This is a genomic window from Streptomyces sp. NPDC032721 (assembly GCF_055579625.1).
In genome coordinates this window covers 77886-90071 of sequence record NZ_JBVIMX010000023.1, presented here as the reverse complement: position 1 = coordinate 90071, position 12186 = coordinate 77886, and the positions used below count along the sequence as shown (strand labels likewise).

Genomic DNA, 12186 nt, shown 5'->3' with positions numbered 1-12186 from the left:
TCCAGGCGCGGGCAGAAGGGCTCGTCCGTTCCGGGGGAACGGACGAGCCCTTCCCCCTACTCCTTCCAGTACGGCATGATCTCGTCGTGGATCAGCCGGAGTTGGGCGTCCACGTCGGCCACGCCCGTCAGCTCGCGTCCGGTGAACGCCTTCACCAGTCCGCTGTCGGTGATCGCGCAGATCATGTGGTTGACGCCGCTGGGCTCGATCTCCCGCCTGATCTTCTCCAGGCACTCCTCGGGCGTCCCTGACACGGACAGCTTCTCGGTCACCTCGGGCGAGGTCAGCTCGATGCCCCTGGCGAGGTCGCCCGCGGCGATGGCGTCGATGACCGGCTTGAGCTCGGCCGGGTCCACGCCGTTGCGGCGCAGCTGCTCCTCCGGCATCGAGGAGGCGTAGATCCCGACCATGCTGCGGGCCGCCTCCCGCGCCTTCGCGGAGTCGAGTCCGTACGGGGCCAGCAGCCCGAAGTTCCCGCAGGGCAGCGCCGCTCAGGCCCGTCCGGCTGACAACTCGTTGAGGGCGGAGAGAGCTCGGGACTTCAGGATCGCCTCGCGCGGTGCGCCAGTGGACTGGCTCGGTCCGAAGCGGATGCGCTCCGTCTGTCCGGCCCTCGCCGCGAACAGCAGCCGATTTCGTCGGCGAGCTTGATCGAGGCGAGGGACTCCTGGAGCGGGCAGTCGGGGAGCATCACATAGGTCAACTACTCGGCCGTGAACGGGCCGAGCGTATGACTCGGTCGCGCACACCGGCTCATGCTCTCCGCTCGACGCTGGCTGCGACGCCGGAGGCACATCGACCGCACAGCGGTCCGGGACCGTTGACAGGGCCCCACGCTGGGCTACGCCCAGCGACATCCGTCCGGTCAGCGTCGTCTGAACCGTGTCCCCGGCAAGCCGGTTCGTGCCTTACGGACTCACGGACGGATACGTGGAGACTAGCGGACCGCGCAGCTGTCCGGGGTCGAAAGACTCAATTCCTCCCGAGCCCTTGACTGCCGCGGTCTCTTGCAGGATCGCGCAGAACTTCGCCGGGTCGCTTTGCCCCGTGCGGTCATGGGTCATGGCTGCTGGGGGCCGACCGGCGACCAGCAGTCCTCCCCGCGCTGCGTCCGGACACAAGGATGGCTGTGGCCGCACGGACCAGGACGGATCTCGCAGAAGCGGAATCGCCGGGGACGACACACACCGAACTTCGCCGCACCAGCACGGTCATCGCACCGACGCCCCGGTCACCCGTACGGCCCCTCCCCGCCTGCCGTCGCGCGCGGGTACCGCGAGCGTGGGTGCATGAGTCTCGCCTCCGATTTGAAGCAAGCCGTCACCCCACGGGCCGCCCTGCTCGTGATCGGTTGCCTGGCGTTGCAGCTGCTGTTCATCACGTCGTACGTGGGCGCGCTGCACCACCCGAAACCGAGGGACGTGGCATTCGGGGTGGTGGTGCCCGCGCAGGCGCCCCCCGAGGCCGGCGACCAGCTGGTGACGGAGCTCAACAAGCTGCCCGGCGGGCCGCTGGACGCGCGCGAGGTCGGCACCGAGGCCGAGGCCCGTGAGCAGATCACGGACCGGAAGATCGACGGGGCACTGCTGTACAACCCGGCGGGCAAGCAGGACACCCTGCTGGTCGCCTCCGGCGGCGGTGCGGCGCTGTCGACGGCGCTCAACACGATCGGCGAGAAGTTCGGGGCCGCGCAGGGGCGCACCCTGAAGACGGTGGACGTGGCGCCCGCCTCCGCGGAGGACTTCGAAGGGCTGTCCGCGTTCTACCTGGTGGTCGGCTGGTGCGTGGGCGGCTATCTGTGCGCGTCGATCCTGGCGATCAGCGCGGGTTCGCGGGCGGCCACCCCGCAGCGGGCGGGCATCCGGCTGGGTGCGATGGCGCTCTACTCGATCCTGGGCGGACTGGGCGGTGCGGTCATCATCGGGCCGGTCCTGGGGGCGCTGCCCGGGAGCGTCATGGCCCTGTGGGGGCTGGGTGCGCTGGTGGTGTTCGCGGTGGGCGCGCTGACGCTGGCCCTCCAGTCGCTGACGGGAATCGTGGGCATCGGACTGGCGGTGCTGATCGTGGTGATCGGCGGCAATCCGAGTGCGGGCGGTGCGTTCCCGGCGCCGATGCTGCCGCCGTTCTGGGAGACGATCGGCCCGGCGCTGCCGCCGGGTGCGGGTACCTGGGCGGCACGCTCGATCGCGTACTTCAAGGGCAACGCCGTCTCCGGCTCGCTCCAGGTCCTGGCGATCTGGGCGATCGTCGGCACGGTCATCACCCTGGTCATGTCCTCGCTGCGCAAGCCGGCTCTGGAAGGTACGGAGGGCCCGGGCGCGACCCAGTACCCGCAGAACTCCTGACGGCCGGTTCCCGGCACCCGAGGAGCCCCGGAATCGTGATCACCACCCTCGCGGTCGAGAACTACCGCTCCCTGCGAAAACTGATCGTCGAGCTGGGCCGGGTCAATGTGATCACCGGCGCGAACGGCACCGGCAAGTCCAGCCTCTACCGGGCGCTGCGGCTGCTCGCGGACTCGTCCCGCAACGGTGCGGTGGCAGCCCTGGCCCGCGAGGGCGGCCTGGACTCGACGCTCTGGGCGGGCCCCGAGGTCACCGGCCGCGCCGTCCGGGAGGGCCGCCATCCGGTCCAGCCGGTGGTACGGCGTGAGCCGGTGGCGCTGCGGCTGGGCTTCGCGGGCGACGAGTTCGGGTACGCGATCGACTTCGGCCGGCCGTCCCCGGACGCGCACTCGATGTTCGGCGGCGATCCGGAGATCAAGCGGGAGTGCACGTGGGCGGGCCCGGTGCTGCGTCCGGCGGCGCTGCTGTCGGAACGCGCGGGCCCGGCGGTCAGGGTCCGTACGGCGTCCGGGGGCTGGCACCGCTCGCCGGGCCCGCTGCGCCCGTACGACAGCATGCTGAGCGAGATGGCGGACCCGCAGCTCGCCCCCGACCTGCTCCTGCTGCGCGAACGCATCCGCGACTGGCGGTTCTACGACCACGTCCGCACGGACGCCCACGCACCGGCCAGGGCCGCCCAGGTGGGCACCCGTACGCCGGTGCTGAGCGCGGACGGCTCGGACCTGGCGTCCGCGCTCCAGACGATCCGCGAGATCGGTGACGCAGCGGCGATGGACGAGGCGATCGACGCGGCCTTCCCGGGCAGCCGGGTCACGGTCGCCGCCCACCACGGCCGCTTCCACCTGGAACTCCACCAGCACGGCCTGCTCCGCCCGCTGGGCGCGGCAGAACTCTCCGACGGCACGCTCCGCTACCTCCTGTGGGTAGCCGCGCTGCTCACCCCCCGCCCGCCCACCCTCCTGGTCCTCAACGAACCGGAAACCAGCCTTCACCCGGACCTTCTGGTCCCTCTGGCGAACCTGATCCTCACCGCGAGCGAACACATCCAACTGGTGGTGGTCACCCATGCGGGCCCTCTGGCCGAGGCCCTGGAGGACGGTACGCACCGAGCCCGCGTGGACCTCACCAGGATCGAACTGACCAAGACGTTCGGCCAGACAACGGTCACAGGCCGCGAAGGCCCTTTGGACGAACCCCTCTGGCACTGGCCCAAGCGCTGATCCCCCCATGCCGGATCGGCCGACAGCAAGCGCCGTCGGCCGATCCCCCGGGGGCTGCGCCCCCGTCCCTCACTTCCCGTAGTACGCCCGCGTCATCAGCACCTTCATGTCCTCGATCATCGGCATCCGCGGATTCGCCGGCGCGCACTGGTCCGCGTAGGCGTTCAGTGCCTGCTGCGGGAGGGCCTCCAGGAAGGCTTCCTCGTCGACGCCCTCCGCCTGGAAGCTGGCCGGGATTCCGCACCGGGTGCGGAGGTCCTCGACCGCCTTGGCGTAGGACTCCACACCCTCCTCCGGCGTCGAGGCCGGCAGGCCCAGCGCCTGGGCGATGGCCTGGAGGCGCTCGGGAGCGCGGTAGACCTCGGCCTTCGGCCACGGGGTGGCCTTGGCGGCGACCGTGCCGTTGTGCCGGATCACGTGCGGCAGCAGCAGCGCGTTGGTGCGTCCGTGGGCGACGTGGAAGGTGTTGCCCAGGGTGTGGGCCATGGCGTGGACCATGCCCAGGAAGGCGTTGGCGAAGGCCATGCCCGCGACCGTCGACGCGTTGTGCATCTTCTCGCGCGCCTCGGGGTCGTTGGCCCCGTCGACCACGCACCGCTCCAGGTTCTCGAAGATCAGCTTGATGGCCTGGAGGCAGAGTCCGTCGGTGTAGTCGTTGGCGTACACCGACACGTACGCCTCCGTCGCGTGGGTCAGCGCGTCGAAGCCGGAGTCCGCCGTGACCTTGGCGGGCAGCCCCATCGGCAGCGTCGGGTCGACGATCGCGACGTTCGGGGTGAGCGCGTAGTCGGCGAGCGGGTACTTCTGGGCCGCCGCCGGGTCCGAGATCACCGCGAACGGGGTGACCTCCGAGCCGGTTCCCGATGTGGTCGGCACGGCCACCAGCTGCGCCTTCGCACCCAGCGCCGGGAACTTGTACGCCCTCTTGCGGACGTCGAAGAACTTCTCCTTGGTGTCCGCGAACTCCACCTCGGGCCGCTCGTACATCAGCCACATGATCTTCGCCGCGTCCATCGGCGAACCGCCGCCGAGCGCGATGATCGTGTCGGGCTCGAAGTCCCGCATCATGGCCGCGCCCGCCCGGACCGTCTCCAGCTCGGGGTTGGGCTCGACGGTGTCGATGACCTGGAGGACGACACGGTCCTCCCGCCCGTTCAGGATGTCGGTGACCCTCTGGACGAAGCCCAGCGCGCTCATGGTCCTGTCGGTGACGATCGTGACCCGCTTCATTCCGGCCATCTCGCCGAGGTAGCGGAGCGAGTTGCGCTCGAAGTAGATCTTCGGCGGGACCTTGAACCACTGCATGTTGGTGTTGCGCCGTCCGATTCGCTTGATGTTGAGGAGGTTGACCGCGGTGACGTTGTTGGAGACCGAGTTGTGTCCGTACGATCCGCAGCCCAGGGTCAGCGAGGGCAGGAAGGCGTTGTAGACGTCGCCGATGCCGCCGAAGGTGGAGGGCGCGTTGACGATGACGCGCACCGCCTTGACGCGGGTGCCGAACTCCTCGGCCAGTTCCTCGTTCTCGGTGTGGATGGCGGCACTGTGCCCGAGTCCGTCGAACTCGACCATCTGCGCGGCCAGTTGCAGACCGTGCTCGGTCGAGTCGGCCTTCAGGGCGGCCAGTACCGGGGAGAGCTTCTCGCGGGTCAGCGGCTCGCCGGGGCCGACCTCCGCGCACTCGGCGATCAGGATCGAGGTGTCGGCGGGGACCTCGAAGCCGGCCTGTTCGGCGATCCACTGCGGGGACCTGCCGACGACGGCCGCGTTCAGCTTGGCGCCCGAGCAGTTGGCCGCGTACGCCGTCGTACCGAAGACGAACTCCTCCAGCTTGGTCTTCTCGGCGGCGCTGACCACGTACGCGTGCAGCCGCTCGAACTCGGCCATGCCCTTCTCGTAGATCTCGGTGTCGAGGATGACGGCCTGCTCGGAGGCGCAGATCATGCCGTTGTCGAAGGCCTTGGAGAGGACGATGTCGTGGACGGCGCGCTCCAGCTTGCCGCTGCGGGCGATGTACGCGGGGACGTTGCCCGCGCCGACGCCGAGGGCGGGCTTGCCGCACGAGTAGGCCGACTTGACCATGGCGTTGCCGCCGGTGGCGAGGATGGTGGAGACGCCCTCGTGGTTCATCAGCAGGCCGGTGGCCTCCATCGACGGGCTGTCGATCCACTGCACGCAGTCGGCGGGCGCACCGGCGGCGACGGCGGCGTCGCGGACGATCCTGGCGGCCTCGGCCGAGCAGTTCTGGGCGGAGGGGTGGAAGGCGAAGACGATGGGGTTACGGGTCTTCAGCGCGATCAGCGCCTTGAAGATCGTGGTCGAGGTGGGATTGGTGACCGGCGTCATCGCGCAGACCACTCCGACCGGTTCGGCGATCTCGGTGATGCCGTTGAGTTCGTCGCGGGCGATCACGCCGACGGTCCTGAGACCGGCCATCGAGTTCGTGACGTGCTCGCAGGCGAAGAGGTTCTTGACGGCCTTGTCCTCGAAGACGCCCCGGCCGGTCTCCTCGACCGCCTGCTGAGCGAGGTCGCCGTGCGCGGCCAGCGCAGCGAGCGAGGCCTTCTTGACGATGTGGTCGACCTGTTCCTGGTCGAGCCGCTCGAAAGCGGTGAGCGCGGTGAGCGCCCCCTGGACGAGTCCGTCGACCATCTCCTGGGCCTGCATGACAGGTACTCCTTCGCTGCGGCCTGCTGCTCCGTCTCTGATGTCTCCATTGCACTCCCCGGCGGCCCTCCGGATGATCGGCGAACGCCCCCAACACAGGGGCAGAAAGTCCCTTTGATTCCACGGACCTCTCCCCCACACCCACCCCCACCTGCGAAAACGCTCCGGGACCAAAGCCCCTTGAGTGTTTGTGAAATCTTTCACAAGTTTTCGCCGCCGGTGCCCACAAGTGGGCATCCCCGCATCTGGACACGGCTTATTCCTTGATCAACACTCCTGCAACACCTTGCATGAACGATGAACAGCGCAAGCGACCAGGGAAGTTGGGAACAGAACACCGTGAACAGATCCAGACCCCTCACCCGGATATCCGGGGTCGCCGCGCTGCTCGGCGCGGCGGCCCTCCTGGCCGGAGTGCTCCCCGCGAGCGCCACCGCCGCGGCCCCGCCCGCACCCGCCTCGGACGTCGTCCCCGGCGAGGGCACGGCCACCCCGTCCCTGGTGGACGGCATCGCGGAGCCCGCGGCGGCCACCGCCGGCCCCGCCGACGCGGCCCGGGACCACCTCGCGGCGAAGAAGAGCCGCTACGCCATCGCCGACCCGGCCCGCGACCTCACCCCGGCCGCCACCGTCCGCGACGGCGACGCCGAGACGGTCCGCTTCCAGCAGAAGCATCACGGGGTGAAGGTCCTCGGCGGCCAGTACCTGGTGCGGATGAAGAGCCAGGGCGGCGAGCGCCTCGTCACCGGCACCTCCGGCAAGTACTTCACCGGCCTCGACGTCGACGCGAAGGCGACCGTACCGGCCGCGACCGCGAGCGAGCGGGCCCTGGCGTCCGTACGCACGGAACTCGCCGACGGCAAGCTCCGGCTGCCCGGCAAGAACGGCGCCCCCCGGCTGGAGGCCACCTCGCACGGCCTCGTCGTGCTCCCGCAGGGCAAGGGCGTCCTCACCCACCACCTCACCGTCTCCGGCTTCGACCCGGTCGCCAAGAAGCCGGTCAAGCAGGAGGTGTACGTCGACGCCCGGGCCGGCTTCCCCGTGCTGTCGTACTCGGGCATCCAGCACGTCAAGGAGCCGGGCGAGGGCGCGGCGGGTGCCGCGGCGGGCAAGGCCCCGCAGCCCGGCGTCACCGGCAAGGGCGTCAAGCTCGATGGCGCCAAGGTGAAGCTGGAGGTCGAGAAGCGGGACGGCGCGTACCTGCTGATCGACCGCACCCGCACCCGGAGGACCAGCAAGAACCCGATCACCACCTGGGACGCCACGGGCGTCGACGTCGGCGAGGCGTCCGGCAAGTGGCCCGGGGGCATCAAGGAGGTCTCCTCCCCCTCGAAGACGTTCGACGCCAAGGCCACCGGAAGCGGCGCGATCGACGCGCACTGGGCGGCCGGTCAGGTCTACGACTACTACAAGAAGAAGCACGGCCGCGACAGCCTCGACGGACGCGGCATGGCCCTCAACTCCCTCGTCGGCGTGACGGAGTACGGGTCCCCGTACGTCAACGCCTTCTGGGACGGCGACAAGATGGTCTACGGCAGCGGCGACGAGGAGTTCAAGAGCCTCGCCGCCGACCTGGACGTCGTCGGTCACGAGATGACGCACGGCGTCGTCCAGCACACCGCGGGCCTCGTCTACACCGGCCAGTCCGGCGCCCTCAACGAGGCCGTCGCCGACTACTTCGGCAATGCCGTCGACGTCACCGTCACGGGCAACGAGAAGTCGCCCGACGCCGGTCTGATCGGCGAGGACCTGTGCCGTACGAAGTCGCCGCGCGACTGCGCGCTGCGCGACCTGAACGACGGGCGCACCACGTCCAAGGACTTCCTCGGCGTCTCCTTCGGCCTGGACCGGGGCGGCGTCCACCTCAACTCCACCATCTTCTCAGGGGCGTTGTGGGACATCCGGGAGGACCTCGGCGGCAAGCAGGCCGACCGGATCGTCTACAAGGCGCTCACCGAGTACCTCACCCCGCTGGACGGCTTCACCGAGGCCCGCGCCGCGGTGCTCGCCGCCGCGAAGGACCTCGGCGTCAAGGGCGACAAGCTGAGGAAGGTCACCCGCGCCTTCACCGCGCACGGCATCGTGCCCGGCTGGGAGCAGGCCATCGGTGTCGACTCCGACAGACTCCTCGGCGACCTCAACACCCGCGGCACCGTGCCCGGCGCGGGCGGCGGCTGGTGGGCCGCCTCCCGGTCCGACGCCGAGGGCGAGGAGGCGTACTCGGTCTGGGCCGGACGCACCGACGGCAAGGGCGGCGCACCCAAACTGATCAGCCCCAACGACGGCCGGTACCACACCAACCCGGACACCGACGGCACGACCGTCGTCTGGGTCGCCGTCGGCGCGAACGGCTCCGAGGTCCTCTCCCGTTCCCTCAGGGGCGGCCCGATCCGCACGGTACGCACGCTGCCCACGCTCGCGGGCGCGGCGCACGTCTCCGGTGACGTGATCACCTGGCAGGAAGAGGGCGCGGACCGCAGGCCGCGCGTCGCGTGGGTGCGGGGCAACGACCCGAAGGTGCAGCACGCGGACGGGGGCGACCCCGCGATCACCACGGCGATCCCGACCGTCAACGGCACGACGCTGGCCTACGGCAAGGTCTACCCGACCCCGGAGGGCTACTCGGAGATCTCCACCGAGATCCTCGACCTGAAGACCGGCAGGAAGACGCTGCTCCCCGCCAAGGGCGGCTACATCGGCATCGGCAACCCGGTGCTCACCGGCAAGCACCTGTACTGGCTGGTCGACAACATCATGGACGACAGCCGGCAGATCCTGCGCCGGGCGAACGTGGACGGCACCGGCATGACCGACCTCATCGAGGAGCAGGACGAGCGGGCGTACATCTGGAGCCTGGACGCCACGAACGAGGCGCTCACGTACACGTACTTCAAGCCCGGACAGGACCTGGTCAACTCCAGCCTGTCGAAGCTGGTCCAGGCGGACCCGGACGGCAAGAACCAGCAGCGCGTGTCGTGCTCGCGCGGCGAGCAGTACGGCGTGGCGGCGGACACGGGCCGCCAGGTGGTCTGGGGCGACGGCACCACGGGCCACACGGACCTGGTCACCCGGGAACGCCCGGCGGGCCGCTGCTGACACCTTGAGCGGTGACGGCGTTGCCGTCACCGACGGGGGCTGGCTTCCAGGGGCGCGGGGAACTGCGCGACCAGCCACGACGCACTCGCACGCACTCCGGGACAGCCGCGCGGCCGGCGCTTTCGGGAAGGGGCGGGGAGGGGAGAATCGCCCCGCGCAGCGGCCTGAACCCCCGCCCCCACCCACCCGCAGAACTCACCCCTTCGCCGCCGCCAGCAGCTCCCGCGTGTACGCGGCCCGTGGGTCCTCGAACACCTCCTCCCGCGTCCCGCTCTCCACCACCTCGCCCCGGTGCATGACCGCCACCCGGTCGCAGAAGTGCCGTACGACGGCCAGGTCGTGCGAGACGAAGAGCAGCGAGAGGCCGAATTCGTCGCGCAGGTCCATCAGGAGGTTCAGCACCTGCGCCTGCACGGACACGTCCAGGGCCGACACCGGCTCGTCCGCCACGATCAGTTTCGGCCGCACCGCCAACGCCCTCGCGATCCCGATCCGCTGCCGCTGACCGCCGCTGAACTCATGTGGGTAGCGCGGGAGTTGATCAGGGGTGAGCCCGACCTGCGTCAGCAGCCGCGCCGCCCGGTCGCGGCGTTCGGCGGCGTTCAGCGAGGTGTGCACGGCGAGCGGGGTCGTCACGATCTGCTCGACCGTGCGGCGCGGGTTCAGCGAGGCGTACGGGTCCTGGAAGACCAGCTGGACGTCGCGGCTCAGCTCGCGCCGCAGTGCCGTGTCCGTCGCGGCGCCCGAGATGTCGCGGCCCGCGACGCGTACGGTCCCCGCGGTGGGGCGCTGCAACCCGGCCAGCACACGCGCCGTGGTCGACTTCCCCGAACCGGACTCCCCCACCAGCCCCAGCGTCTCCCCCTCGGCGACCTGGAGGGAGACGTCGCGGACGGCGACCCGGGGTTCGGCCCGCCGCCCGAAGAGCCGCCGGGGGGAGCGGAATTCCACCCTCAGCCCCGCGATGTCGGCGAGCACGGCACCCCCCTTCGGGGCCGGGCGCACCTCTCGCGCCGGCGCGGGTGCCGGCTCGTCCACCGTCGCCAGCCGCGTACCCGGCACCGTGTCCAGTGTCGGAGCCGCACCGATCAGCGCCCGCGTGTACGGGTGCCGCGCGTCCACGAGGAGCTTGGACGTCGGCCCCTCCTCAAGGAGCCGGCCACCCCGCATGACCAGCATCCGGTCGGCCCGCTCGGCCACGACGCCGACGTCGTGCGTCACCAGCAGCACGGCGGTCTCGCTTCCGTCCACCAAGTCACCTAGTACGTCCAGCACTTGGCGCTGCACCCGCACGTCGAGCGCGGTCGTCGGCTCGTCGGCGACGACCACGGCCGGGTCGTTCACCAGCGCCATGGCGATCATCACGCGCTGCCGCATCCCGCCCGAGAAGAGGTGGGGGTGGTCCCGGGTGCGGGCGGCCGGGATGCCGACCCGCTCCAGCATCGCCGCCGCCCGTTCGCGTGCCTCGGCGCGGGAGGCCGCGGGGTGGTGCAGCCGGTAGGCCTCCGCGACCTGCTCCCCCACCGCGTGGAACGGCGACAGCGCGGCCAGGGCGTCCTGGAAGACCATCGTGATGCGGCCGCCGCGCAGTGGGCGCAGGCGGGGTTCGGGCGCGCCGACGACCTCCGTGCCGCAGACGCGCAGGCTTCCCGAGATCCGGGTCCTCACCGGATCGTGCAGGCCCAGCGCGGCCAGTCCGATCGTCGACTTGCCGGAGCCCGACTCCCCGACCAGGCCCAGCACTTCACCCGCCGCCAGGTCGAAGGAGACGCCGTCGACGGCGGTCACCTCGCCCTGCCTGCCGGTGAAGGCGACGGACAGTTCACGCGCGGCCAGTACGGCGGTCATGCGAGCCTCACCCTCGGGTCGAGACGGGCCACCACCAGGTCGGCGACGGCGACGAACACCACCACGGAGAACGCGGCGAGCAGGACGGTGCCGACGACGGTCGGCAGGTCGTTCTGGAGGACGGAGTCGACGGCCAGCCGGCCCACCCCGCTGATCCCGAAGACCGTCTCGGTGATGAAGGCCCCGCCGAACAGGGCCCCCACCTCCAGGCCGAGGAGCTGCACCAGCGGCCCGGACGCGCCCCGCGCCGTGTACTTCAGATGGGCGCGGACCGCGCTCATCCCCTTGGCGCGCGCGGTCCTCACGTACCCCTCGTGCATGGTCTCCAGGAGCTGGGAGCGGGAGAGGCGGGCGAAGACGGCCGCGTTGACGAAGCCCAGCACCAGCCAGGGCAGCAGGAGTCCGGCGAGCCAGGCGGCCGGGTCCTCGCCGAGGGGGGTGTAGCCGGGGACGGGGAGGAGCCCGGTGGAGTGGACGAGGAGGTACTGGAGCAGGTAGCCCAGGAAGTAGATCTGCACGCTCGCGCCGACCAGCGTGAAGATGGACAGGAGGCGGTCGGTGGCGGTGCCCCGGCGCAGTGCGGCCGTGAAGCCGACGCCGATGCCGAGGACGACGATCACCACGAGCGCTCCGGCGGCCAGCGACAGGGTGGCCGGGAGGCGCTCCAGCACCGCTTCGAGGACCGGCTGCTGGAGTACGTACGAGTATCCGAGGCACGGCGCCGCGCAGTCGAGTGCGGTGCCGTCGAGGTCTCGGATCGTACGGCCGAGGAAGAGCCCGCGCAGATAGTCGGCGAACTGGGCGAGGATCGGCTGGTCGAGGCCCATCGAGATGCGGAGTTCGGCGACCTGGGCGCTGTCGCACTGCGGACCGCAGGCGGTGAGGGCGGGGTCGGAGGGGGCTGCGTGGAAGAGCCCGAAGGTGACGGCGGTGATCACGAGGAGCACCGCCGCCGCCTGGAGGGCACGCCGCAGGACGTAGCCGGTCATGGAGTCGTCTCTCCGGAGAGCTCG

Annotated in this window: 6 protein-coding genes and 1 pseudogene; 3 read left to right on the top strand and 4 right to left on the bottom strand. The window is 70.7% G+C overall.

Annotated elements, in window-relative coordinates; all coding sequences use genetic code 11:
* Positions 1 to 56: 56 nt before the first annotated feature.
* A pseudogene (locus ACZ5PB_RS36085) lies at positions 57 to 691 on the bottom strand (hypothetical protein).
* 598 nt (positions 692 to 1289) lie between these two features.
* Between ACZ5PB_RS36085 and ACZ5PB_RS36080 the strand changes: the two are divergent.
* Together ACZ5PB_RS36080 and ACZ5PB_RS36075 are read left to right on the top strand one after the other, a co-directional pair.
* Positions 1290 to 2345: a YhgE/Pip domain-containing protein gene (locus ACZ5PB_RS36080; protein WP_468697165.1), complete on the top strand. Its 1056-nt coding sequence runs from the start codon at positions 1290 to 1292 to the stop codon at positions 2343 to 2345.
* A gap of 35 nt (positions 2346 to 2380) precedes the next feature.
* Positions 2381 to 3565 carry an AAA family ATPase gene (locus tag ACZ5PB_RS36075; protein ID WP_468697163.1) on the top strand — a complete coding sequence of 395 codons (1185 nt, stop codon included), beginning with the start codon at positions 2381 to 2383 and terminating at the stop codon, positions 3563 to 3565.
* Between the two features lie 69 nt (positions 3566 to 3634).
* Here ACZ5PB_RS36075 and adhE read toward each other — a convergent pair whose 3' ends face one another.
* On the bottom strand, positions 3635 to 6229 hold the full coding sequence (gene adhE / locus ACZ5PB_RS36070) for a bifunctional acetaldehyde-CoA/alcohol dehydrogenase (RefSeq protein ID WP_468697161.1): 2595 nt from the start codon (positions 6227 to 6229) through the stop codon (positions 3635 to 3637).
* A 339-nt stretch (positions 6230 to 6568) separates the two neighbouring features.
* Here adhE and ACZ5PB_RS36065 point away from each other — a divergent pair, with 339 nt between their 5' ends.
* Positions 6569 to 9325, top strand: a complete 2757-nt coding sequence (locus ACZ5PB_RS36065; protein WP_468697159.1) for a M4 family metallopeptidase — start codon at positions 6569 to 6571, stop codon at positions 9323 to 9325.
* Positions 9326 to 9520: 195 nt separating this feature from the next.
* Here the strand turns inward: ACZ5PB_RS36065 and ACZ5PB_RS36060 are convergent, their stop codons facing one another.
* Both ACZ5PB_RS36060 and ACZ5PB_RS36055 read right to left on the bottom strand, forming a co-directional pair.
* The gene (locus ACZ5PB_RS36060; protein WP_468697158.1) at positions 9521 to 11173 is read right to left on the bottom strand and encodes a dipeptide ABC transporter ATP-binding protein; all 1653 of its coding nucleotides are present in this window, start codon (positions 11171 to 11173) and stop codon (positions 9521 to 9523) included.
* A complete protein-coding gene (locus ACZ5PB_RS36055; protein ID WP_468697157.1) occupies positions 11170 to 12162 on the bottom strand; it encodes an ABC transporter permease in 993 nt (330 codons plus the stop codon). Before ACZ5PB_RS36055 ends, ACZ5PB_RS36060 begins: the two co-directional genes overlap by 4 nt.
* Positions 12163 to 12186: the final 24 nt, after the last annotated feature.